19 protein-coding genes are annotated in these 24,793 nt (G+C 69.5%); 6 read left to right on the forward strand and 13 right to left on the reverse strand.

From position 1 onward, the window contains the following. Window positions 1-128: 128 nt before the first annotated feature. On the reverse strand, window positions 129-665 hold the full coding sequence (def, locus tag AC3WQA_RS06540; protein ID WP_492674261.1) for a peptide deformylase: 537 nt from the start codon (window positions 663-665) through the stop codon (window positions 129-131). Window positions 666-816: 151 nt separating this feature from the next. Here def and AC3WQA_RS06545 point away from each other — a divergent pair, with 151 nt between their 5' ends. The 3 genes from AC3WQA_RS06545 to AC3WQA_RS06555 all read left to right on the forward strand — a co-directional run bounded on the left by AC3WQA_RS06545 (window position 817) and on the right by AC3WQA_RS06555 (window position 5,678). After that, window positions 817-2,892: a carbon starvation CstA family protein gene (locus AC3WQA_RS06545; protein WP_492674262.1), complete on the forward strand. Its 2,076-nt coding sequence runs from the start codon at window positions 817-819 to the stop codon at window positions 2,890-2,892. After that, the gene (locus AC3WQA_RS06550; RefSeq protein ID WP_492674263.1) at window positions 2,892-3,086 is read left to right on the forward strand and encodes a YbdD/YjiX family protein; all 195 of its coding nucleotides are present in this window, start codon (window positions 2,892-2,894) and stop codon (window positions 3,084-3,086) included. Before AC3WQA_RS06545 ends, AC3WQA_RS06550 begins: the two co-directional genes overlap by 1 nt. A gap of 402 nt (window positions 3,087-3,488) precedes the next feature. Then, window positions 3,489-5,678 carry a putative bifunctional diguanylate cyclase/phosphodiesterase gene (locus AC3WQA_RS06555; RefSeq protein ID WP_492674264.1) on the forward strand — a complete coding sequence of 730 codons (2,190 nt, stop codon included), beginning with the start codon at window positions 3,489-3,491 and terminating at the stop codon, window positions 5,676-5,678. 32 nt (window positions 5,679-5,710) lie between these two features. Here AC3WQA_RS06555 and AC3WQA_RS06560 read toward each other — a convergent pair whose 3' ends face one another. Continuing rightward, a complete protein-coding gene (locus AC3WQA_RS06560; RefSeq protein WP_492674265.1) occupies window positions 5,711-6,190 on the reverse strand; it encodes a hypothetical protein in 480 nt (159 codons plus the stop codon). A 114-nt stretch (window positions 6,191-6,304) separates the two neighbouring features. Between AC3WQA_RS06560 and AC3WQA_RS06565 the strand changes: the two genes are divergently transcribed. From AC3WQA_RS06565 to AC3WQA_RS06575, 3 genes are all read left to right on the forward strand, one after another. Further along, a complete protein-coding gene (locus AC3WQA_RS06565) occupies window positions 6,305-8,446 on the forward strand; it encodes a RelA/SpoT family protein (RefSeq protein ID WP_492674266.1) in 2,142 nt (713 codons plus the stop codon). 160 nt (window positions 8,447-8,606) lie between these two features. After that, window positions 8,607-10,325, forward strand: coding sequence for a hypothetical protein (locus AC3WQA_RS06570; protein WP_492674267.1), 1,719 nt, complete (start codon window positions 8,607-8,609; stop codon window positions 10,323-10,325). Next, the gene (locus AC3WQA_RS06575) at window positions 10,325-11,182 is read left to right on the forward strand and encodes an NAD-dependent epimerase/dehydratase family protein (RefSeq protein ID WP_492674268.1); all 858 of its coding nucleotides are present in this window, start codon (window positions 10,325-10,327) and stop codon (window positions 11,180-11,182) included. The genes AC3WQA_RS06570 and AC3WQA_RS06575 overlap by 1 nt, the downstream gene beginning before the upstream one ends. Window positions 11,183-11,267: 85 nt before the next feature. Here AC3WQA_RS06575 and AC3WQA_RS06580 read toward each other — a convergent pair whose 3' ends face one another. From AC3WQA_RS06580 to AC3WQA_RS06630, 11 genes are all read right to left on the reverse strand, one after another. After that, a complete protein-coding gene (locus AC3WQA_RS06580) occupies window positions 11,268-12,653 on the reverse strand; it encodes a sensor histidine kinase (protein ID WP_492674269.1) in 1,386 nt (461 codons plus the stop codon). Between the two features lie 120 nt (window positions 12,654-12,773). Continuing rightward, window positions 12,774-14,114 carry a sigma-54-dependent transcriptional regulator gene (locus tag AC3WQA_RS06585; RefSeq protein WP_492674270.1) on the reverse strand — a complete coding sequence of 447 codons (1,341 nt, stop codon included), beginning with the start codon at window positions 14,112-14,114 and terminating at the stop codon, window positions 12,774-12,776. A 58-nt stretch (window positions 14,115-14,172) separates the two neighbouring features. Beyond that, complete coding sequence (locus tag AC3WQA_RS06590) at window positions 14,173-14,568, reverse strand: type II toxin-antitoxin system VapC family toxin (protein ID WP_492674271.1); 396 nt, start codon at window positions 14,566-14,568, stop codon at window positions 14,173-14,175. Beyond that, window positions 14,559-14,825, reverse strand: a complete 267-nt coding sequence (locus AC3WQA_RS06595; RefSeq protein ID WP_492674272.1) for a type II toxin-antitoxin system Phd/YefM family antitoxin — start codon at window positions 14,823-14,825, stop codon at window positions 14,559-14,561. The genes AC3WQA_RS06590 and AC3WQA_RS06595 overlap by 10 nt, the downstream gene beginning before the upstream one ends. A 225-nt stretch (window positions 14,826-15,050) precedes the next feature. Then, window positions 15,051-16,283, reverse strand: coding sequence for an ABC transporter permease (locus AC3WQA_RS06600; protein WP_492674273.1), 1,233 nt, complete (start codon window positions 16,281-16,283; stop codon window positions 15,051-15,053). 59 nt (window positions 16,284-16,342) lie between these two features. Further along, window positions 16,343-17,656 (reverse strand): ABC transporter permease, encoded by a 1,314-nt coding sequence (locus AC3WQA_RS06605; RefSeq protein WP_492674274.1) that lies wholly within the window; start codon window positions 17,654-17,656, stop codon window positions 16,343-16,345. A gap of 142 nt (window positions 17,657-17,798) precedes the next feature. Continuing rightward, entirely contained in the window at window positions 17,799-19,013 is a 1,215-nt protein-coding gene (locus AC3WQA_RS06610; protein ID WP_492674275.1) for an ABC transporter permease, read from the reverse strand. Window positions 19,014-19,023: 10 nt separating this feature from the next. Next, on the reverse strand, window positions 19,024-20,349 hold the full coding sequence (locus AC3WQA_RS06615; RefSeq protein WP_492674276.1) for an ABC transporter permease: 1,326 nt from the start codon (window positions 20,347-20,349) through the stop codon (window positions 19,024-19,026). 164 nt (window positions 20,350-20,513) lie between these two features. Further along, window positions 20,514-21,773, reverse strand: a complete 1,260-nt coding sequence (locus tag AC3WQA_RS06620) for an ABC transporter permease (RefSeq protein ID WP_492674277.1) — start codon at window positions 21,771-21,773, stop codon at window positions 20,514-20,516. A gap of 214 nt (window positions 21,774-21,987) precedes the next feature. Continuing rightward, complete coding sequence (locus AC3WQA_RS06625; protein ID WP_492674278.1) at window positions 21,988-23,304, reverse strand: ABC transporter permease; 1,317 nt, start codon at window positions 23,302-23,304, stop codon at window positions 21,988-21,990. A 252-nt stretch (window positions 23,305-23,556) separates the two neighbouring features. Beyond that, window positions 23,557-24,792 (reverse strand): ABC transporter permease, encoded by a 1,236-nt coding sequence (locus AC3WQA_RS06630; protein ID WP_492674279.1) that lies wholly within the window; start codon window positions 24,790-24,792, stop codon window positions 23,557-23,559. Between the last annotated feature and the right edge of the window lies 1 nt (window position 24,793).

Raw genomic sequence — 24,793 nt, forward strand, 5'->3', positions numbered from 1 at the left:
CACTCCCTGCGCGGGGATGAGGGCGCAGCCACGTTGGACGGCTCGTCATGCACTGCCATGGCTGTCTTATCGGCCACCCGGCCGCCGAACTTGAGCCTGGATCGAGGAGGCAAACGCGGCGCCCGCATTCACTCTTCCGGCAGGCGCAGATCCGGAGGCAAGGCCTCGACATAGCCGAACTTGCTGAAGTCGGTGATGCGCGAGGGGTAGAGACGGCCGATCAAATGATCGCATTCGTGCTGCGCCACGCGGGCGTGAAAGCCTTCCGCGCGGCGATCGATGGGCGCGCCGTGCGGATCGGTGCCCTGGTAGCGGATCAGCGTGTAGCGGTTCACCGCGCCACGCAGGCCGGGCACCGAGAGGCAGCCTTCCCAGCCTTCCTCCATGTCCTGCGACAACGGCGTGAGGTGCGGGTTGAGCAGGATGGTCTGCGGCACGGCCGGCGCGTCGGGGTAACGCTCGGAACGCTCGAAGCCGAAGATCACCAGTTGCAGGTCGACGCCGATCTGCGGCGCGGCCAGGCCCACGCCGCCGGCGGCGTGCATGGTGTCGAACATGTCGGCGATCAGGGTATCCAGCTCGGCGCTGCCGAGCATCGCGGCAGGTACCGGCGCGGCCACGCGCAACAGGCGCGGGTCGCCCATTCTGAGAATCTCACGGATCATCACTGACCTCGCACAAGGCCGCTGTCATCGTCATGGTGGCGTGCTGCGGCGTGACGGGCACGTGACGCATTCGACCAAAGGCTAAGCTCGCTGGCATTGACCCTCGTCATGCCGCGCGAGACGCTGGCGACATCACTCGAGGGGATGCTCCATGCTCAGCGAAACCGCAAGGCCGGGCCCGGCCGCGAAGCTTCTGTGGGCCGCCATCGCCATCATCGGCGCCTGCTGCCTCGGCGTGGTGGCGCTGCGCCGCGGCGAGCCGATCAACGCGATCTGGATGGTGGCGGCCGCGCTGGCGATCTTCGCCATCGGCTACCGCTTCTACGGCAAGTTCGTCGAACACGCCGTGCTCCAGCTCGACCCCTCACGCGCACCGCCGTCGGTGCTGCGCAACGACGGCCTCGACTACGTGCCCACCAACAAGTGGGTGGTGTTCGGCCACCACTTCGCCGCAATCGCCGGCGCCGGCCCGCTGGTGGGCCCGGTGCTGGCCGCGCAGATGGGCTATCTGCCCGGCACGCTGTGGATCCTGTTCGGCGTGGTGTTCGCCGGCGCGGTGCAGGACTTCATGATCCTGGGCCTTTCGCTGCGCCGCGATGGCCGCTCACTGGGCCACATGCTGCGCGAGGAACTCGGCCCGCTGCCCGGCATCGTGGCGATGATCGGCGTGCTGGTGCTGATGATGATTGTGCTGGCGGTGCTGGCGCTGGTGGTGGTGAAGGCGCTCACGCACAGCCCGTGGGGCACCTTCACCGTGGCCGCCACCATCCCGATTGCCTTCCTGATGGGCGCCTACCTGCGCTGGTTCCGCCCCGGCCGCATCCTGGAAATCTCCATCGTCGGCCTGGTCCTGCTGCTGCTGTCGATCGGGGCCGGCAAGTTCGTGGCCGACTCGGCCGTGCTGGCGCCGATCTTCGACCTCGACGCCAAGGCGCTGGCCTGGTGGCTGATCGGTTACGGCGCCATCGCCTCGATCCTGCCGGTATGGCTGCTGCTGGCGCCGCGCGATTACCTTTCCACCTTCCTCAAGATCGGCACCATCGCGCTGCTGGCGCTGGCGATCTTCCTGGCCGCGCCGATGCTGCAGATGCCGGCGGTGACCAAATTCATCGACGGCACCGGCCCGGTGTTCGCCGGCCACCTGTTCCCGTTCCTGTTCATCACCATCGCCTGCGGCGCGGTGTCGGGCTGGCATTCGATCATCGCCTCGGGCACCACGCCCAAGCTGCTGGCCAACGAGGGTCAGGCGCGCATGGTCGGCTACGGCGGCATGCTGTGCGAGGCCTTCGTGGCGATCATGGCGATGGTGGCGGCGGTGTCGCTGCACCCGGGCGTGTACTTCGCGATGAATGCGCCGGGCGCGCTCATCGGCACCACGGTGGAGCACGCGGCGCAGGTCATCAGCCAGTGGGGCTTCGTGGTGACGCCGGACGAGCTGATCCGCACCGCGAAGGACGTGGGCGAGCAGAGCATCCTCTCCCGCGCCGGCGGCGCGCCCACGCTGGCGGTAGGCATGGCCCAACTGCTGCACAACATCCTGCCCGGCGAAGGCATGACGGCGTTCTGGTACCACTACGCGATCCTGTTCGAGGCGCTGTTCATCCTGACCACGGTGGATGCCGGCACGCGCGTGGGCCGCTTCATGATCCAGGAGATCGCCGGCCTCATCCACCAGCCGCTGCAGGGCACCGAGTCGTGGACCGGCAACCTGCTGGCCACCGCGATCTGTGTGGCGCTGTGGGGCTACTTCCTGTATCAGGGCGCGGTCGATCCGCTGGGCGGCATCAACACGCTGTGGCCGCTGTTCGGCATCGCCAACCAGATGCTGGCCGCGATCGCGCTGATGCTGGCCACGGTGGTGGTGGTGAAGCTCAAGCGCGAGCGCTACGTGTGGGTGCCGGGCATCCCGGCGATCTGGCTGATCGTGTGCACCCTGGTCGCCGGCTACGAGAAGCTGGTGGGGCCGATCAGCTTCACCGCCGCCGCCGGCAAGTACGCGAGCGCGCTGGCCAAGGGTGAGCTGCTGGCGCCGGCCAAGACCACCGCAGCCATGCAGCAGATCATCGCCAACAACCGCGTGGACATGGTGATGACCGGGCTGTTCATGGCGCTGGTGGTGGTGATGGTGCTGTTCTGCCTGAACGCGCTGGTGAAGGGCTGGCAGGCCAACCACCCCACCGCCCGCGAGGAACCCTACGTGGCGCTGGCTTCGGTGGCCGCGCCGTGATGGCCACGCGCTTCACGGCCCTGCGCAAGTGGGCGGTGCAGACCGCCCGCCTGTGCTGCGGCCTGCCCGACTACGACACCTACGTGCGGCACCTGCGCGAGCACCACCCGGAGCGCCCGGTGCCCAGCTACGCGCAGTTCTACCGCGAGCGCACCGAGGCGCGTTACAAGGGCGGCGGCGGGCGCTGCTGCTGAACCCGCCACCGGTGGGCCGATCAAGGCCAGTGGAAAACCGGACGTCGTCGCGAAGGTATCGGCGGGCGTCCCTGGCCGCGGCGGTCGACGGATGATCTCACCGACGCGCAGGGTTTCCGTTTCCCGCGGAAACGCTCACCGGCGTGACCGGCACGCGTCCATCCGCGCCGCTGGCCGGACGCCGAAGCTGAACCACCAGCCGCCGCGCGGCCCCGCGACCATACGTCGTCGTCCGGTAGCAACGGCGCACCTGCTAGAATTGGCGGCTTCCCCCGCCTGCCACCGCCGTCCTCACAGCTCCGGCAGGCCCTCAATCCAGATACCGCACGCCCGTGACGCCGTCGCGCCACGGGCGCTTGCGCGCAGGAAGCGCGCGGCGGCGAGGTCGGCACGTTGACAGGCATGAGCGCAGGCATCAGCTTCGGCTACTTCACCACCGCACTGGTTGCGGCGGCGGCGCTGGCGTTCGCGGCCGGCCTGCAATTCCTCCTGATCGGCCTGCGCCAGAAGACCGACCGCACCGCCTCGGCCTTCGCCCTGCTGTGCTTCTGCCTCGCCGCGCTCGCCGGCGGTCGCGTCGTGATCTACACCGCCGCCTCGCTGGCGCAGGCCACCTTGGGGCTGCACGTGGTGGTCGGCGCCGCACTGATCGCCCTGCCCGCGCTGGTGCTGTTCGTCGGCAACTACACCGCCCGCCCGGTGTGGCGCCCCGGCCTGGCCGCCGTGCTGCTGCTGGCCGCTGCGCTGTCCGTGGCCAACCTGATCGAGCCGGGCACGCTGCTCAACCACGCCCTGTACGCGCCGCCGCGCCTGCGCCTGCCGTGGGGCGAAACCTTGTACACGGTCGACGGCGCCGACAACCCGCTGGGCAACCTGTTCTACCTTTTCAGCTATGCCGTCTTCCTCTGGGCCATGTACCGTGGCGCGCGCCAGTGGGCCAGCGGCGAACGCCTGCGCGGCGGCATGCTGCTCGCCTGCCTGCTGGCGCAGTTCTCCGCACTGCTGTGGAGCACGGTGGCGATCAACGCCTTCGACATACCCTACCCGGCCACCGATGCCTTCGCCTTCCTCTCCTTCGTGCTGCTGATGGGGCTGTGGCTGGTCGACCGCCTGCACGTGCACGCGGCGCAACTCGAACAAGCCAGCGCCAGGCTGCGCCAGGAAGCGGCGATCCGGCAGCGCGCCGAGGACGACCTGTGCCACGTGGCCTGGCACGACGCGCTGACCGGCCTGCCCAACCGCCTGCACGCGCAACAGCAGCTGGCCGACTTGCTGCAAACGGCCTCGCGCACCGGCCGCCATGGCGCCGTGCTGCTGCTCGACCTCGACAATTTCAAGACCATCAACGACGCGCTGGGCCACCATGTCGGCGACCGCGTGCTGGCGGCCATCGCCGACCACCTGCTGGCCAGCGTGCCCGCGCATGCCAGCGTGGCGCGCCTGGGCGGCGACGAGTTCGCCGTGCTGCTGGCGGCCGATCAGGACGACGACGCCGCGGCCGCCGCGGCCGCGGGGCAACTGGCCCGGCACCTGCTCGACCACCTCGCGCCGCCGTTGACCCTGGACAGCCTGGTGCTGGGCGTCGGCGCCAGCATCGGCATCGCCGCCTACCCCGAGGCCGGCGTCGACACCGCCGACCTGCTGCGCCGCGCCGACATCGCCCTGTACCGCGCCAAGGCGGCTGGCCGCCACACGGCACGCCACTTCGAGCCGTGGATGCAGCACGACGCCGACGAGCGCCTGGTACTGGAACGCGGCCTGCGCCACGCGCTGGAACACGGCGAACTGGCGCTGCACTACCAGCCGCAAACCAGCCTGGACGGCCGCCTGGTCAGCGCCGAGGCCCTGCTGCGCTGGCGCCATCCGACGCTGGGCCTGGTGGCGCCCGACCGCTTCATCCCGATCGCCGAGGAAACCGGCCTGATCCACGCACTGGGCGACTGGGCGATCGCCACGGCCTGTCATCAATTGCGCGCGTGGCGCCTGTGCGGCGTGGCCGGGGCGCTGCGCCTGGCGGTGAACGTCAGCCCCTGGCAACTGGTGAATCCGCGTTTTGTCGACGAGGTCGCGGCGCATGCGCGCGAGGCCGGCATCGAGCCGGCGGCGCTGACGCTGGAGCTGACCGAAAGCACGCTGCTGAGCGATTTCGAGGCCGCTCGGCGCAGCCTGCGCCAGCTGGCGGAACTGGGCTTCCGGCTGTCGCTGGACGATTTCGGCACGGGCTATTCCTCGCTGTCCTACCTGCAGCAACTGCCACTGCACGAAATGAAGATCGACCGCGCCTTCGTGCGCGACCTGCGCCCCGACGTCGCCAACCCGTTGGCCGGTTTCATCGTCGACATCGGCCGCCGGCTGCAACTGGAGACGGTGGCCGAGGGCGTGGAAACGCTGGCGCAGCGGGACACCCTCGTCGGCCTGGGCTGCACGCGCCTGCAAGGCCACCTCATCAGTCCGGCGCTGGATGCGGCAAGCTTCCGCCGGCACTGGTTGACCACCCGCCAACCGGCGCCGGATGCCGGCACGCCGGATCGTGCCGCAACAGCGCATCGGCACCGCGCGCGCCAGCCGGCGGCGACGCACACGACGGGATGACGCCGCCAGCCGGCGGCGCTGCGCACTGGCCTTCAGCGCACCCGCTGGACGTGCACGGTGTCGTTGCAGCCGACCACGTACATCAGCCAGCTGTCCATGATCGAGGGTTTCAGTTTCACCCTGGGGTTGTCGGCCGACATGCACTGCGGCGCATCGGAGCCCACCTGCTTCCACACCTGGCCGTTGTCCAGGGTGAACTGGTTGTGCCCGTTCCAGCCGGAGAAATGTCCCGCGATATGCGCCTCGAATTTCTCCCGCTTGGCGTGCCCGGCGTAGAACACCGGCTGGCCGGCGGAGGTCACCTCGCGCACCTTCACTTCGGGATGCGCGGCCAGCCAGGCCTCCAGGTGCGCCAGCTCCTGCGGGCTGAGCTTGTCCAGTCCGGCCGCCTTGAAATCCGCCGCGCCCATGCGCTGCTGCAAGCCGTCGGCCTGCTGCGCACGCGCCGGCAACACGGTCAGTGGCAACGCCAGCAGCAAGGCGGCGGCGAAGGTGCGCAAGCGGGTTTGCATGGGTCGATCCTGCGGTTGGGCGGTAAAGGGCATGCCGCGATCCTGCGGCCGCGGGGCGACGAAGCCAAGCACCACGCAAACTTCTAGAATGACTGCCGTCCCGACACTGCCACCATGACTGCACATCCGCACCCCACCCGCCTGCAAGCCTGGCACGACCGCGCCGACGCGCTCGCCCCCGTCCTGGCCGTCGCGCTGGAAGCCAGCGCCACGCGCCCGCTGGACGAGGCCGAATGCGCCGACGTGCTCGACACCCTCGCCATGCTCGGCTGCGACGCCGCCACGCAGGCCGCATCGCTGTGGTTCGCGCTGGCGCAGGCCGACCCCGCGCTGTGGCAGGAGCGCGCACCGGCCCTGCCCGCCGACGTGCGCCGGCTGGTGGAAGGCCAGCAAGCGGCGGAAAAAGTGTGGACGCTGCACGCCCAACACGCCCAGGCCAACGGTTCGGAAGGCCTGCGCCGCCTGCTGCTGGCGATCATCCGCGACCTGCGCGTGGTATTCGCGCTGCTCGCGCGCCAGCTCGCGCGCATGCGCGCAGCCACGGCGCTGCCCGAAGCCGAATGCCTCGCGCTGGCGCGGCTTACCCGCGACATCCACGGCCCGCTCGCCAATCGCCTGGGCATCTGGCAACTCAAGTGGGAGCTGGAAGACCTCGCCTTCCGCTACCTGCAGCCGGGCACCTACAAGCGCATCGCGCACCTGCTCGACGAACGCCGCGCCGACCGCGAAACCTTCATCGCCGAATCGCTGGCCGCGCTGGACGCCGCGCTGCGCGAGGCAGGCATCCAGGCCGACCTCGCCGGCCGCCCCAAGCACATCTATTCCATCTGGAAGAAGATGCAGAAAAAGGGCGTGGCCTTCACCGAGCTGTACGACATCCGCGCGGTGCGCGTGCTGGTGGATTCGGTCGCCGATTGCTATGCCGCGCTGGGCGTGGTGCACACCTTGTGGGTGCATCTGCCGCGCGAGTTCGACGACTACCTCGCCCGGCCCAAGGGCAACGGCTATCGCTCGCTGCACACGGCGGTGATCGGCCCGCGCGGCAAGACGCTGGAGGTGCAGATCCGCACCCACCAGATGCACCACGACAACGAGCTGGGCGTGGCCGCGCACTGGCGCTACAAGGAAGGCGGCGGCGCCGACGCCGAGTTCGAAGCCAAGATCGCCTGGATGCGCCAGCTGCTCGACACACGCGGCGAAGACGACGGCGCGCTCGCCGCCGGGCTCAAGACCGAGCTGATGGAGGATCGCGTCTACCTGCTCACCCCGAAGGGCGAAGTGGTGGACCTGCCGCACGGCGGCACCGTGCTGGATTTCGCCTACCACGTGCACACCGAGGTGGGCCACCGCTGCCGCGGCGCCAAGGTCAACGGCCGCATCGTGCCGCTCACCTTCCAGCCGCAGAGCGGCGACCGCGTGGAAATCCTCACCGCCAAGCTGGCCGAACCCAGCCGCGACTGGCTCTCGCCGCACCACGGTTACCTGAACAGCGCGCGCGCCCGCGACAAGGTGCGCGCCTGGTTCCGCCGCCTCGCCCACGACGCCAACCTCGCCGTGGGCCGCGCCATGTTCGAGCGCGAGCGCCGACGCCTCGCCCTGCCCGAGGCGGACATCGCCAAGCTGCCGGCGCACTTCCACCTGAAAAACCAGGACGAACTGCTGGTCGCGCTGGCGCTGAACGAGATTAGCCCCGGCCAGATCGCGCACGCTTTGCAGGACATCGCGCAACCGCCCGTCGAGGCCGACGTCGTCCCGCTTGCACCCGCGCGCCCGGCGCCGGCGCGCGACCCCGGCGCACTCAGCATCGAAGGCATCGGCAACCTGCTCACCACGCTGGCGCGCTGCTGCCAGCCGCTGCCCGGCGACCCGGTGCGCGGCTACGTCACCAAGGGCCGCGGCGTATCGGTGCACCGCGCCGACTGCGCCGCGCTGGCGCGGCTGGGCAAGCGCGAGCCCGACCGCGTGATCGAGGTGGCCTGGGGTAAGGCCGGCGCGCAGGCCTACGAGGTGGACATCGAGCTGCGCGGCTACGACCGCAAGGGCCTGCAGAAGGACGTCACCAACGTCATCAGCAACGCCAACACGCCCATCCTCGCCTCATCCACCCGCGCCTTCGCCGCCAGCGGCGAGGTGGAAATGCGCTTTGCCCTGCGCGTGCGCGATTTCGAGCAGCTCTCCAGCCTGCTTGGCCGCCTCGTGGCACTGCCCAACGTGATGGAAGCCCGCCGCGTCGGCGGCTCGCACACGCCTGCCTGAACGCGCATCCGCGCGACACGCGGCGGCATGCCGGGGCGATGCTAGAGTTGCCTCGCTCTCGCGATCCCTCCCGCGCGCCGGGATCGCGAAGATCACATGGGCAGCCATCCATGCCCGCACTTCCCCTAGACAGCCTTCGATTCCAGGCTCCCCCGACCGCATGAGCGAACGCCGCGACCCACCCGAACCCGACGCGTACGGGCGTACCGAGCCCACCCTGGGCGACCTCGGCCAACTCGACGCGCTCGCCACCGACGCCCCCGGCCACCGCGCACGGCAGGCAACGCCGGCAGCCGCCCCGCGCGAAGCGCGCACCGGCTCGCCCACGCGCCGCCGCTGGCGGCTGCCCGCGCTGCTCGGCGCGCTTGTCGTGGCGCTGCTCACCTTGTGGCTGGGCCGCGGCTGGCTGGGCGGCATGCTGCCGCGCACCGATTTCAACGACGTGCTCGGCCGCGCCCAGGCCGCCCTGCAGCAAGGCCATCTGGATGGCAACGACGGCAGCAGCGCGCGCGAGCTGTTCCAGGCGGCGGCCGCGCTGGAGCCGGACAACGACGTCGCGCGCAACGGCCTGCGCCAGGTCGGCATGGCCGAGGTGTCGCAGGCCGATGCGGCGCTGCAGGCCGGCAAGCTCGACGAGGCCGCGCAGGCCGCCGCCGTGGCGCGCGAACTGCTGGGCGGCGGCAGCGACGTCGACCAGCTCGACCGGATGATCGCCGCGCGCCGCAACGCCGGCGTGCCGGTGGACGCGCTGGTGCAGCAGGCGCAACAGGCGTTCGCGGCAGGCCAGTACAGCGGGGCGGCGGGCGCCGGCACGCTGTACCGCAAGGTGCTGGCGGCCGATCCCGGCAACGCGGTGGCCCGCCACGGCCTGGACCAGGTGGGCGACGCGCTGGCCGCGCAAGCCAGGCAGGCGCAGGACGCCAACGACAACGTCGCCGCCGAAACCACCATCGAACAACTCGCCGCGCTGCAGCCCAACAACGCCGCTCTGCCCGGCCTGCGCGCCGCGCACACCCAAGCCGGCCAGACGGACAACGCCGCGCTCGACACGGCGCTGCAGCAGGGCGACGCCGCGCTGCGCGCCGGCCGCATCGATGGCCCCGGCAACGACACCGCGCTGGCCTACTACCGCGCGGCGCAGGCGCTCGCCCCCGACAACCCGCAGGTGCAGGCCGGACTGGGCCAGGTCGCGCAGGCGCTCACCGTGCAAGCCAATGCCGCGCTCGACGCCGGCGATACCACGCAGGCCGCCGCCCTGCTCGACCACGCCCAATCGCTGGCGCCCAAGTCCGCCGACCTCGCCGCCGCGCGCGCCCGCCTGCAGGGCATGGCGGGCAGCCATGCGGCCGCGGGCAAGCCGGCCAGCGCAGGCGACACGACCGGCGCGAACCACGCCGCTGCCGCCGACGGCGGCTTCCTGCATCCGCCGCTGTCCCCCGCGCAAAACGCGCAGCTCGCGCAGCTCCTGCAGCGTGCGCAGGTCGCCCTGCAGCGCGGCGACATCATGATGCCGCCGGGCGATTGCGCCTACGACCTCTACCGCAACGCGCTGGCCATCGACGGCAACAACGCCCAGGCCCAGCAAGGCCTCGAAGCCCTGCCCGCCACGGTGCGCAAGCTGTTCGACCAGGCGCTCACCGCCGGCCAGCTGGCACATGCCGGCGACATGCTGGCCAACCTCGCCGACCTCGCGCCGGGCGATGCCTCGCTGGGCCCGCTGCGCCAGCACCTGGCCGACGCCTGGCTGGACGCCGCCAACCAGCAACTCACCACAGGCGACCGCGCCGCCGCCGCGCAATCGCTGGAGCAGGCGCGCAAGCTCGCGCCCAACCGTCCGCGCCTGCAAGAGCTCACCGCGCGCCTGCAAGCGGGCAGCTGATGACCGTGCTGGTGTTTGGCGGCAGCAGCCAGATCGGCCGCTTCCTGCTGCCCCGCCTCGTGGCCAGCGGCGAAACCGTGCTCGCCGTCAGCCGCCGCGCGCACGCGCCGCAAGACGGCATGCGCTGGCTGCACGGCAGCCTGCCCGATGACCTGCCACGCGAGCTGCCCCGGCCGTCGGCCGTCATCAGCTTCGGCCCGCTGGATTCGTTCGCACAGTGGCTGGCACGCGCCGACTTCGGCGGCGAACCGCCGCGGGTGATCGCCACCAGCTCGATGAGCGCGCAGACCAAGCGCGACTCCGACGTGCCGGCCGAGCGCGCCATCGCCCGGCAACTGCGCGACGGCGAGACGGCACTGGCCGCCGCCTGCGACCGCCACGGCGCGCCGTGGACGGTGCTGCGCCCCACCCTGGTCTACGGCGCCGGGCTGGACAAGAGCCTCAGCCCCATCGCCCGCCGCGCGCTGCGCACACGGGTGTTCCCGCTGCCCGCCGGACGCGGCCTGCGCCAGCCGGTGCATGCCGCGGACATCGCGCTGGCCGTGCTCGCCGCGCTGGAGCGTCCGGCCAGCGCCGGGCGCATCCTCGCCATCGGCGGCGGCGAGCGGCTCAGCGCCGCCGCCATGTTCGCCCGCGTGCGCGACGGCCTGCCGCGCGCCACGCTGCCCGTGCCGCTGCCGGCCTGGCTGTTGCGCGCCGGACAGCGCTTCGCCCCCGGCCGGCTGCGCGGCCCGCTGCAACGGCTGGAAGCCGACCTCATCGCCGACAACGATGAACTCGAACGCCTGCTCGGCATCCACCCGCGGCCGTTCCAACCCGACGCCAGCATGTGGTTCCCCGCGCGCGACCAAGCGTAGAAGTCCGCTCGCGGGCGATGCTCCTGCCTTGATGCATCAGGGCGACAACATCGCCCGCCAGCGGGCTCCTGCCGGCGGACGCGTATCAGCGCGACGCCGGTTGCGGCAGGCGCAGGCTCACGCGCAAGCCGCCGCCCTCGCGATTGGCCAGTTGCACGCGGCCGCCATGCGCCTCGGCGATCTCGCGCGTCAACGCCAGGCCCAGTCCGGTGCCGGAGCGCTTGGTGGAATAGAACGGCAACAGCGCCTGCGCCAGCACGATGTCGCTCATGCCCGGACCGCGGTCGAGCACCTCGATGTGCAGCTCGCTGCCCGCGTCGTGCAGCACCAGGCGCACCTCGTCCGCCGGCCCACCGGCCTCGTGCGCGTTCTTCACCAGGTTGATGAGCACCTGCTCGACCTGCACCGGATCGAACCAGCAGGGCGAGGCCGGTGGCGCGCCCTCCAGGCGAAAGCGGCAATGCAGCGCCAGCGCATCGAGAAACGGCGGCCAGGCCACCTGGGCCACGCGCGGCGCGGGCAGCTTGGCGAAGCTGGCGTAGCCGGCAATGAAGCCGTGCAGGTGCTTCGCGCGGCCGCCGATGGTGGCGAACACGCCGGGCAGGCGTTCGAGGTCGCCACGCCGCGCCAGTTCCGCGCCCGAATGCGCCAGCGAGGAAATCGGCGCCAGCGAGTTGTTCAGCTCGTGGCTGATGACGCGGATCACGCGCTTCCAGGTGGCCACTTCCTGCCGCGACAGCTCGCGCGTCATGCGCCGGAACAGGTGCAGCCGATGCGGCCGCCCCTGCAGGCGGAACGCGCGCTGCGAGAGATGGAAGGTTTCTTCCTCGCCGCCCATCTCCACGCTGATGAGCGCATCCTCGCCGCCGGCCACCGCATGGCGCAGCGCCTCCGGTACCGCGGTCAACAGCCCGGCGAAATCCAGCCCGTGCAGGCTCTTTCCTTCGTTGAACAGATGCCGCGCGGCGAGGTTGGAATACGCCACGCGGCCGACGCCGTCGGTGAGCACCAGCGCCACCGGCGTGTTCTGCACCACGGTTTCCAAGAGCAGCTCGCGCTGCGCCAGGTGCTGGCGCTGCTCGCGCAAGGTGTGCCCCAGCGCGTTGTGCATGCGGATCAGCTCGCCCAGCTCGTCGCGCCGATCTGCTGCGATGGAGAAGCTGAAATCGCCATCGCGGTAACTCGCCACCGCGCCTTCCAGCGCGCGCAGCAGCTTGCTGATGGGCGCCAGCGCGCGGTGCGCCAGCCACCACGCCAAGGGCAGCAGCACCGCCACGCTCACCGCAAACCCACCGTAGCGCCCCAGCTGCGTGGGCACGCGCAGCGTGATGGCCAGATCGCTGTGCAACCACGCGATGAACTGCGGCAGCGGCCATTGCACGATGCCGGCATAGACCATCGCGCCGATCACCGCCGCCAGCAACAGCAGCAGGGTCAGGCGGAATTGCAGCGAGTGCAGAGCGCGCAGCATCAGTGACCTCGCCAAAACATGCTCACCGTAGGAGCCCGCTTGCGGGCGATGTCTGGCACCTCGTCAAAGGCTTCATCGCGCGCGAGCGTGCTCCTGCAGTGTGGTGCCAGGCCAGGTAGATCATGACGCAACCGCCAGCCCGTAACGCTCCATCCGTCGATACAGTGCCTGCCGCGACAAACCCAGCGTCTGCGCCGCGCGGCTCACCACGCCATTGGCCTTGGCCAGCGCGCTTTCCACCGCTTCGCGGCCCGGCTCGTCGAGATCGCGCGTTACCGACGTTGCGACCTGCGGCAGGTTCAACCCCTCGGGCGTGATCGGCTTGCCGCCGGCCAAGAGCGCCGCGCGTTCGATGGCGTTCTTCAGTTCACGCACATTGCCCGGCCACGGATAGGCCAGCAGAGCCTCGCGCGCGGCATCGCCCAGCGTGGCACGCCCGGCGAGGAAGTGCTCGGCCAGCGGCAGCACGTCGTCGCTGCGCTCGGCCAGCGGCGGCAGGTTCACTTCGATCACGTTGAGGCGGTAGTACAGATCCTCGCGGAAGCTGCCGGCGCGGATCATCGCCTTCAGATCCGCGTTGGTCGCGGACAGCACGCGCACCTTGGCCTGCCGCGTCTTGCCGGAGCCGAGGCGCTCGAACTGGCCGGTTTCCAGCACGCGCAGCAGTTTCATCTGACCCGGCAGCGGCAGGTTGCCAATCTCATCCAGGAACAGCGTGCCGCCGTCGGCCAGCTCGAAGCGGCCCTCGCGCGCCTTGTTCGCACCGGTGTAGGCGCCGGCCTCGGCGCCGAACAACTCCGCCTCGATCAGCTCGCCCGGCAGCGCGCCGCAGTTCACCGCCACGAACGAACCCTTCTTCACCAGCGAATTCTTGTGCACGATCGCCGCGATGCGCTCCTTGCCCGCGCCATTGGGGCCGGTGATGAGGATGGGCACCTCGGCGCGCGCCACCTGGCAGGCCAGCTCCAGCGTGCGCGCCATCGCCTCGGAGGCAAACACCAGGCCATCCAGCTCGTAGGTGTTCTGCAGCACCTCGCGGCGACGGCGGCGCTCGCGCCGCGCGCGGCTCATCTCGCGGGTGGATTCGGAGAGTTCCAGCAGGTTCTCCACCGTGGCCAAGAGCTTGTGGTCGTCCCAGGGCTTGGCGAGGTAATCGGCCGCACCGGCCTTCACCAGCTCCACCGCCGTCTCCAGATGCGTCCACGCGGTGAGCAGGATCACCGGCAAGTCGGGATGCCGCTCGCGGATCGCGCGGAACAGCGCCACGCCCTCCTCGCCCGAAGTGGTGTCGGCGGTGAAGTTCATGTCCTGGATCACCACATCCACCCGCTCGCTCGCGAGCAGCGCCAGTCCCTCGGGCTGATTCAGCGCGATGAGCGGGCGGATGTCGTGCAGCGAAAGCAGCAGCGACAGCGCCTCGCCCACGGCCGGGTTGTCGTCGACGATCAGTACGGTACGCATGGATTTCCTGCACATGTCCGCATGGATGCGGCGCGGATCGAAAAGGTTGCAAGACGCCTCACGCTGGAAGTTTGCGCGCCAAGCCATGCGAGGCTTTCGCCAGGCGATGGTCGTTTGTCCACAGGGATTCGCAGCGGTGATGCTGGGCACAAGCCAGGTGCAGGGCATCGGGTGTCTTCAAGCCGAAGCGCGCGCGCAATTGCGCCGCCTGCAGAAACACCTGCTCGGGCATGGCCAGCACCGCGAACACCGCAAACACGTCGCCGTACTCACGCTGCAACACCGTATCACCACGCTTCAGCGGGCCCACTTGGCATTCCATCTTGACCAGCGGCGAGATGGCGAAGCGCGCACCGCCCGCCTTGGTGATCGCTGCAACAACGCGCCTTGACCACTGCGGGTGATCCTCGGTCAGATAGATCAGCAGACAGGTATCCAGATAGATCAATCCCATGAATCCCGCGCCTCCCGGATATCGGCGTTGATCTCCTTGGCGCTGCGCCGCGCGTAGTCAGGCAGCTTGCGGCTTTCCAGCCAGCCAAGGATGGCTTCCGGGCTACCCGGCTCGGCATGCCGCGCGCCCTTGCGCGGCACCGCCACCAGCTTCGCCACCGGCTCACCGCGATTGGCGATCACCACCTCCTCGCCCGCCTGTGCCGACTTGATGAGCTGGGAAAGGCGATTCTTGGCGTCCAGTACATTCGTTTGCATGAGGCACCTGTCGCGTCGTTGGCTTGCACAACAAGGCTAGCATACTTGGCTAGATTGGCTGGGTGCGACTACCCCCCGCCCGCTTGCGGGAGAGGCCACTCACTGCTCCCCTCGCCCGCTTGCGGGAGAGGGGTTGGGGGAGAGGGTGCCTGGGCCTTGCCGCAAGCCCCGCACCCTCCCCCCCCGACCCCTCTCCCATAAATGGGAGAGGGGAGCAAATCGACCTCACACGCTGCGCGTCGCCACCACCGGCGGCACGCGCGCGGCGCGCAGCGCGGGCGAGAGCACCGCCAGTTGCCCCAGCACCCACAGCGCCAGCGCGCCGATCGGCAGGTACCACAGCGGCAGGCGCGGCAGTTCGTAGTGTTTCATCAGCAGCAGGTTCAGCAGCACTGCCAGTAGAACGCCGAGCACGATGCCGGCGCCGACGATCAGCAAGTTCTCGGTCTGGAAGTAGGTGAGGATGTCGCTGCGCGTGGCACCTATCGCACGGCGGATGCCGATGCTGCGCGTGCGCTGCTGCACCCAGAAGCTCGCCAGCCCCGCGATGCCCAGCGCGGTGACGAACAAGAGGCCCAGCGCGGACGCAATCAGCAGGCCGATCATGGTGGTGTCGCGCTGGAAATAGGCGGCGCGGATTTCCGTGTAGGTCTGCATCTGTTTCGGATTGATCAGGCGGCTGGGGCTGACCTTGAACAACGCGGCTTCCGCCGCCTTGAGCACGCGCTGACGATCCTGCGGCGCGCTGCGCAATACGTAGGTGATACCGGCGCGGTCGGGCAACTGCGGCCAGATCATGCTGTCGCCATCCACGCCCGACGTGCGCAGGCTCGGTCGCAGCAGCGTGTCGACAATGCCGACGATGCGAAAGTAGTTGTCGCCGTCGTACATGCTCTGCCCCAGCGCCTGTTTGCCCGGATACAAATGCTGCGCCAGGGCACGGGTGACGATCACCACGGCGGGCTTGCCCTTGCTCACGTAGTCGTCCGGCTGAAAGTCGCGCCCCGCGACCAGGCGCAGGCCCAGCGTGTCGACCAGGCCGGGCGTGCCGTCGTAGATGGAGGGCTCGATGCATCCGCTGCCGTCGATCGTATTGCGCTGGATCGCGCGATCCAGCGCCTGCTTGCTCGGGCACATGCCAGCGGATGACTCGTCCTGGTTCAGCGGCAGCGAATAACTGACCGCCACGGCGGAACGCACGCCGGGAATCGCGCGCAGGGCAGCCAGGTCAGCCGCATGTTGCGCAACAGGGCTCGCATCCTTCTCGATACCCTTGCTGCGGATGACCGACAGCTCGTTTTCGACGATGCCGGTAGGCACGCTGATGCGATGCACGCGGTTGGCGATCATGAACACCACGTTGCAGACGATGGCGCAGGTGAAGGCCACCTGCAACGTCAGCAGGATGGCCGTGAGCTTATGGTGGCGAAGGGTGGAAAGGATGGGGCGGATTTGCATGGATTCTTTCTCCGGGACGGGGGCCGGCTCAGCCGGCGCCATCGCGCGCAAGCGCGCTCCTATACGGTTTTGAGCTGCAGCGCGGGCGGCACGCGGCAGGCGCGCCATGCGGGCAGCATGCCGGCGAGCACGCTGGCGACAATGGCCATGGCCAGCGTACCCAGCAGCATCGATGCGTCCATCTGCGCCAGCCTGGCGTAGTCGTCCGGGCGTTGGCGGATGCTCCACAGGCCGAGCTGCGCAATGGCCAGGCCAAGCGTGCCGCCGGCCACGCCGATCAAGGCGGATTCGATGCCGAGCTGCACGAAAATATCCCGCCGCCTTGCGCCCAGCGCGCGACGCACGCTGATCTCGCCGCTGCGCCGCAGGAACTTGGCCAGGAGCAGCGCCACGATGTTCAGCAGGCACACGAACAGAAAGCCCAGCGCCAGCCACAGCTGCAAGCGCACGTCGTTGGGCACCAGATTCTCGTGCGCCAGCCAGCCCATCAGGCTGTACAGCTTCGTGTTCGTCGGCGGCCGCTGGAAACGGCCGAGCGCTTTCTGCTGCGCGGAGTAGTCGACCAGATACTGGCGATACGCCGCCACTTGCGCAGGGCTGTCCAGTTGCACCCAGAACTGCAGCCAGGTCGTCGTCGGGCTGGTCACGCGCGTATCGGCGTGATCCTCGCCCCAACTGCTGAAGTTGCCGTTGACGTCCAGCTTCAAATCCGCCGCCGTGGACAACGGCAGGAAGAACTGGTCGGCATCGCTGTAACGCTTGGCCGAGGCGTCGGCATAGAACATCGGCTGCGGCTCCCAATCAGCCACCACGCCGATCACGCGAAAATCGTTGTCGCCCAACCGCACCATCTGGCCCACGGCAGTGGCATCGCCAAACAGCTTGCGCTCCAGCGCATCGCTGAGTACCACCACGTGCGTACGCGCCTCATCGTCCGCCGCCGACCAGCCCTGGCCGTGCTCGAACGGCACGCCGAACAGCACGAAGAAATCCGCCGTGGCGTAACGCCCGTCGACATCGAACGGCCGCAAGCCGTCGCGCGTCGGACGCACCAGCAGCGAACCGCCCGCCATCGCCGCCTGCCGCGTGGCCCGATCCGCCTTGAGCAAGGCCATCGCGTCGGGCCAGGTAAGGTTGTCGCTGGCATCGGGACTGCCGTCCCTGCGCTTGGAATTCAGCGGCAACGGATCGAGATGCGGCGTGTACAAGTGCGCGCTGCGCCCTGGCAGCGGATCGTCGGTCATCACATGCAACACCGTGACCATCGTCATCGACGCGCCGATGCCCAGGCCGATGGCGAGCACCATCAGGCCGGTGAGGATCGGCGTGCGCTTCAAGCTGCGCAGCGCCAGGTCGAGGTAGTAACCGAACATCATGAATCTCCTGCGTTCGCAAAAGGCGCCGCGCTTCCGGTAGGAGCCTGCTCGCGGGCGATGCCTTTGTTCTGATGGATCAAAGCCGGAGCATCGCCCGCCAGCGGGCTCCTACGCATGGAGGTGGATCTACCGACCTTCATCACACGCTCCTGGTCGCCACCACCGGTGGCACGTTGGCGGCGCGCAGTGCGGGGCCGAGTACGGCGAGCTGGCCGAGCAGCCACAGCGCCACGGCGCCCACCGGCAGGTAGACCAGCGGCAGGCGCGGCAGCTCGTAGAACTGCATCAGCGCCACGTTGAGCGCGAAAGTCAGCGCCATGCCGATGGCGATGCCCAGCGTGACGATGAGGAAGTTCTCGGTCTGGAAGTAGCGCAGGATGTCGCCGCGCGTGGCGCCGATCGCGCGGCGTATGCCGATCTGCTTGCGCCGCTGCGCCACCCAGAAGCTGGCCAGGCCCACGATGCCCAGCGCGGTGACGCCGAGCAGCGCGGCGATCACGCCCACCATCATGCCGACCATCACGCGGTCGCCGCGGAAGTAGCGTTCGCGAAGGTTGGAAAGGCTGCGGCTGGCGTCATGGTCGAGCACCACGTCGGGGGCGGTGGTCGCCACCGCCGCCTTGGCGTCGCGCAGCACACGCGGCAGGCCCTTCGGGTCGGCGCGCAACAGGTAGGTGCCGGTCAGGCCAGGCCCCGGCAGCGTGGGCACGAACACCGACCACTCGATGGTGCCGGTGCCGCCCTCGCCCGCGCCGGGGCGCGCCATGTGCGCCACCACGCCGGTCACGCGGAAATGCAGGCCGCCGCTCCAGAACTCCCGGCCCAGCGGGTTCTCGCCGGGCCACAGGTGCTCGGCCAGCGTGCGGCTCACCAGCACCTGCGAATCCTTGGGCGCGAAGGTGTCCATCGGCCGGAAATCCTCAGCCTGCGGCGCGCGGCCCGCCACCAGCTTCAGACCCAGCGCCTCGAAGCTGCCGGGGCCATCGAGGTAGAGGCCCACCACGCCGCCGAAGCGCTTGCCGGCGGCATCCAGGGTGACGCCGGTGTTGCCGTTCGGCACGCCGAAGGGCACGGTGTTGACCACGCTCACCGACTGCATGCCGGGAATCGCGCGTAGCCCTGCGACCATGCGCGCGTTGAGGTCGGCGGACTGCGTCGGGTCGAAGCCGCCCACCTGCAGCACGGCCAGCGCGGCCTCGTCCACGCCGCTTTGCACGCGGGTGAGTTCGAGGCGGTGCGCGATCAGGAAACAGGCATTGCACAGCACCGCGCAGGCCAGCGCGATTTCCATTGCGATCAGCAAGGTGGCGAGGCGATGCTTGCGCAGCGCGGCGAGGATCAATCGAATCTGCATGGCATTCCCCTCACAAGACCTTGAGTTGCAGGCCGGGTGCCACGCGGCTGGCGCGCAGCGCGGGCAAGGCGCCGGCGACGAGGCTCACCGCCACGGCCAGCGCGAAGGTGGCCAGGAACATCGGCGCGTCCAGGTGCGCCAGGCTGGCGTATTCCACTGGTTGCCGACGCACCAGCCACAGGCCGAACAGCGACAGCAGCCAGCCCCCCACGCCACCGATCAGGCCGATCAGCCCCGCCTCCACCAGGCATTGCGCGAACACCGCGCGGCGCGTGGCGCCCAGCGCGCGGCGCACGCCGATCTCGCCCGAGCGGCGCAGGAACTTGGCCAGCAGCAGGCCCACCGTGTTGCACAGGCAGATGGCGAGGAAGGCGAACGCCAGCCAGGTCTGCAGGCGCACGTCGCTGGGCACCACACGGTTGAAATCCAGCCACTGCATCAGGCTCATCATGCGGGTGTTGTCGGCATTGGCGATGCGGCCGAGTTGTTTCTGCTGCGCCGCGTAGCCGGCGAGGAAATGGCGGTAGTCGGCGACCTTGGCCGCGCTGTCCAGCTGCACCCACAGCGTCACCCACAGGCAGGGCGAGTTTTCCAGCGGCTGGTTGCCGACGTCCCACCTGCCCCAGCAGGTGAACGGCTGCAGGTCGGTGGGCGCGATGTCCCGCGCAGTGCCCAGCGGCAGGAACACGTCTTCCGTCTTGCCGTAGAAACTGCCAGTGTCGCCGTTGGTGAAGCGCCCGCCGGCCACGTTGAAGAACACCGGCGACGGCCGCCACGGCTTGAGCACGCCTACGATGCGCACGTCGCTGTCCTTCAGTCGCAGCGTGCGGCCCACGCTGTCGGTGCCGCCGAACAGCTTGCGATTGAGGTCGTCGGAGATCACCACCACGCGCGTGCTCTTCGCATCGTCGGCGGCGCTCCAGCCCCGGCCGTAGGCGAACGGCACGGCGAACATCGGAAAGAAGTCGCCTGTGGTGGCCAGCGACGGCGCCAGCAGCGGCGGCAGGTTCGTCGCCGGCGCGCGCAGCTTGAGCGCGGCATGCGCTGCCAGCGCCTGGCGGTCGGCGCGGCGCGCGCTCCACAGATCCGTCGCCGAGCGGTAGTCCATCATGTCCCACGGTCGGTGCTTCGGGTCGGGGTCGGGCGAAGGGTCCACCTGCGGGTAATAGATGTGCGCGCTGCGCCCCGGTAGCGGATCGCCGGAGAGCAGGTGCATCACCGTCAGAGTCGTCATCGACGCACCGATGCCCACGGCGATGGCCAGCACCATCAGCGCGGTGAGCACCTTGTTACGTCTGAGGCTGTGCAGGGCAAGGTCGAGGTAGTAGCCGAACATTCCACGTCTCCTTGATTGAACTCCCCTCGCCCGCTTGCGGGAGAGGGGTTGGGGGGGGAGGGCGCTTGAGCCCTGCCGCAAGCCCCGCCCTCTCCCCCGGCCCCTCTCCCGCAAGCGGGCGAGGGGAGCAAAGCGCTCCCTTCCGCATGGAAAGGGGCAAGCGATCACGCTGCCCGTGTGGCGGTGACCGGCGGCACGTTGGAGGCGCGCCGCGCGGGCACGAACACGGCGCACTGGCCCAGCACCAGCACTGCCACCACGCCGGCCAGGCTGTAGGCCAGCGGCAGGCGATCCATCTGGTAGAGGCGCATCAGCCACAGGTTGAGGCCGATCGCCAGCACGATGCCGACCATCGCGCCGCTGCCGGCGATCAGGAGGTTCTCCAGCTGGAAGTAGTGCAGGATGTCGACCTTGCGTGCGCCCAGCGCGCGGCGCACGCCGATCTGGCGATGGCGCTGGCCGACCCAGAAGCTGGTGAGGCCGACGATGCCGGCGGCGGTGACGGCAATCAGGATCAGGCAGATCACGCCCATCAGCACGGCCATGCCCACGTCGGCGCGGTAGGCCTTGGCGCGGATGTCGGCGAACGATTTGACGCTGTCGTCGTCGAGCACGCGCAGCGGGTTCACCCGGTACAGCGCGGGCGCCACCGCTTTCATCGCCGCCGCCAGCTGGCCGGGCCGGGCGCGCACCACGTAGCGCGCGGAACCGCCATCCAGCCGGGTGGGTATGAGGGTGGAGTTCCAGGTGAAGTCATTGGCCCAACTGCTGGTGGACGGCACCTGCATGCGCGCGATCACGCCGACGATGGTGCTGGGCGTGCCGCTGCCGTCGCTGTAGATCGCCTTGCCCACCGCGTCGCCATGCGGGAACAGCTTGTCCGCCAGCGTCTGGGTGACGATCACGACGGGACGCGGCAGGTTGTCGCGAAAGCCCTGGTGCTGCACCTCCGCCGTCGTGAAATTGCGGCCGGCCACCAGCTTCACGCCCAGGGTCGCCAGCGCCTGCTCGTCGGTGAAGTAGTAGGCGGTGCGCACGTTGCCACTCCTGTCGCCGAGCCGGGTATCGGGCTTGAGCGACACCGTGCCGGTCCATGCCGAATTGAGCAGGGGAATCGAGTTGATCGGCGCCACCGACGCCACGCCGGGCAGGCCGCGCAGCGCGGCGAGGTCCTCCTTCTGCATGGCGTCGAGCTTGGCCACGCCGTCCGGCGTGTCGGCGCTGGGCGCGCCCACCCATTGCTGGCTGACCAGGAACAGGTTCTGCTCGTCCAGCCCGGTGGGCCGGTTCACCCGGCCGACGCGCGAGCCGATGATGAAGATGGCGTTGCAGACGATCGCCAGCGTCAGCGCGATCTGCAGCGCGATCAGCACCACACCGGCCTTGTGCTTGCGCAGCGAGGCGATCATGGGATGGAGTTTCATGGTGCTTTGCTCCGGGAATGTACTGGATGGAAAACGAATCGGCCCAAATCTGTTCGCGCCGAGCGTAGAGAGCGCAGCGAACGGAGTCGAAGCGCTGCTGTCCTTCGACTTCCTCGCCCCCCAAAGCCGTGGCCATCCATGTCCACTCTCCGCGTGCGTCCCTGCGGGCCTACGCTCAGGACGAACGGGAAACCACCTGCATGCGCCGCCATCCTTAGTTGCTCTTGAGTTGCCACGCCGGCTGCACCCGCGAGGCGCGCCAGGTGGGGTAGAGGCCGGCCAGCATGGTGGCGACCACCGCCACCAGCAGGGTGAGCACCAGCAGCGAGACGTCCAGCCGCGCCAGCGCCGCGATGTCCTTGGGCATCACCCAGCCCACGCTGGCCACGCCCACGCAGGTAAGCGCGAGGCCGAGCACGCCGCCCGCCGCGCCGACCATGCCTGCCTCGGTGAGGAACTGCAGGTAGATCGCATGCCGTGGCGCCCCCAGCGCGCGACGCACGCCGATCTCGCCGCTGCGGCGCAGGAACTTCGCCAGCAGCAGGCCGATGGTGTTGACCAGGCAGACCAGCAGCAGGCCCAGCGCCACCATCAGCGACACCTTGGTGTCGGGCGGCACCACGTGCTGGCTGTCCAGCCAGGACGGCAAGTCGCGCAGGCGATTGTTCGGCGCCCAGCCGAAGCGGCCGGCCTGCTGTTGTTCCTTCGCGTAGCCCAGCAGGTAGTCGCGGTAGGCCTCCACCGCCGCCGCATCGTCCAGTTCCGCCATATAGGCGAGCCACACGCATTCGGAATGCTGCAGGCCGACGAAGCCGGATTCCGTGGGCACCGCGTTGCAGTTGGTGTTGCCGTCGTTCTGGAGATCCGCCTGGACGGCCGTCTGGAACGGCAGGAACACGTCATCGGTCTGGCTGTTGAAGCCGCCCGAGTTGACCACGTCGTAGAAGCGCGGCTGCGGATTCCAGTCGTCCAGCACGCCGGTCACGCGGTAGTCGTGGCCTTCGATGCGCACGCTCTTGCCCACGCTGTTGGTGCCGCCGAACAGCTTCTGGTTGAGCTTGTCGCTGATGACCACGACCTGCGCGCGGCTGGCGTCGTCGCCGGCACTCCAGCCACTGCCGTATTTGAACGGCACATCCAGCATCGGGAAGAACTCGCCGTACACCGCATGGCCGCTGACGTTGATCGGATGCTTGTTCGCCTCCGCCGGCACGATGGAAGGCGAGATCTGGTACATCGCGGACTGCCGCTTCGCGCGGTGGTCGCGCATCAGCGCCATGGCGTCGGTGTAGTCCATCGCGTTCGGCGGCTCGCCGTCGGGGCTGCGACCGTTCGGCCCCCAGTTGTCGATCTGCGGCACGAACAGCTTCGCGGATTTCCACGGGATCGGATCGCCCGACACCGCGCGGAATACCGACCACGAGGTCATCGAGGCGGCCACGCCGAAGCCGATGGCGAGCACCATCAGCACGGTGAGGCCGGGGCTGCGCTTGAGGCTGCGCAGGGCCAGTTCGAGGTAGTAGGCAAACATCGTTCGCTCCTTCAGGTTTGGACTCCCTCTCCCCCGACGGCTCCATCGTCGGGGGAGAGGGTTCAAGCAGGCGCATCCATCGCCGCTGCAAGCTCCAGCATTCCTCCCCTCGCCACTTGCGCGAGAGGCCTCACATCACCCCCCTCGCCCGCTTGCGGGAGAGGGGTTGGGGGAGAGGGTGCCTGGGCCTTGCCGCAAGCCCGCACCCTCTCCCCCGGCCCCTCTCCCGGAAGGAGAGGGGAGAGAGAGCAACTACACGCTCCGCGTCGCCACCACCGGCGGCACCTGCGCGGCGCGCAGCGCGGGGCCGAGCACGGCGAGCTGGCCGATGAGCCACAGCGCCAGCGCGCCGACCGGGAAGTAAATGCCCGGCAGCCGCGGCAGTTCGTAATGCGTCATCAGGAACAGGTTGAGCCCAAAGGCCAGCACCATGCCCAGCGCGATGCCGAGCGTGGCGAGCAGGAAGTTCTCGGTCTGGAAGTAGCGCAGGATGTCGCCGCGCGTGGCGCCAAGCGCACGGCGCACGCCAATGGTGCGGCGACGCTGGCCCACCCAGAAGCTGGCGAGGCCGGTGATGCCCAGCGCGGTCACCACGAGCAACGCCGCGATCACTCCGACCAGGATGCCGGCCATCGCGCGATCGCCGGCAAAGAACGTGCGGCGCGCCTCGTCGTAGGTCTGCTTCACGACGACCACGCGGCGCGGATCGAGCTGCTTGAGTTTGGCCGCAGCGGCCCTGAGCACGGCGGCACGATCCTGCGGCGCCGTGCGCAGGAGGTAGCTGGCGCCGTCGGCCGCTGTCATGCGTATCGGCAACACCACGCTGTACTGGGCGCCCAGTTGCAGCTGCTTCGTCCGCGCCAGCCGGTCGAGCACGCCGACGACGCGGAACGGCAAGGCGTTGCCGAAATACACCGTCCTGCCCAGCGCATCCTGCCCCGGCCACAGCCGCTCGGCCAGCGCCTTCGTGACGATGATCTGCTGCGGCAAGCCGCGCGCGTCGCCGTCGTGCAGCGCCTTCACCGCCGTGTCGAAATCGACATATTCGCCGGGCTGGAAACCGCGCCCCGCCACCAGCCGCGTGCCCAGCGTGGCCAGCAGGCCGGGCCCGCCCATGTACTCCGCGACTTGTGCCGTACCGCGCTGCTGATGCGGGTCGAGCATGAGGCTGCCGTTGGAGTCGGTGCCCAGGTTGAAGGGCAACTGGTTGGCCATGGCCGCCTGGCGCACCCCGGCAATCTGCCGCAGCGCCGCCAGATCGGTGGCCGTCTGCGCCTTCGCGCCCGGGTTCTTGCCAATCTGTCCAAGCTGGAGCTGCACCAGTTCGTGTTCGGCGACGCCGCTGGGCAGGTTCAGCCGTTGCAGGCGCTGTCCGATCAGGAACACCGCGTTGCAGATGATGGCGCAGGTCAGCGCGATTTCGAGGATCAGCAGCCACGCCGTGGTCTTGTGCCGGCGCAACGTGGAAAAGATCGGTCGCAGTTCCATG

Source organism: Rhodanobacter sp. FW106-PBR-R2A-2-24, from assembly GCF_058789615.1.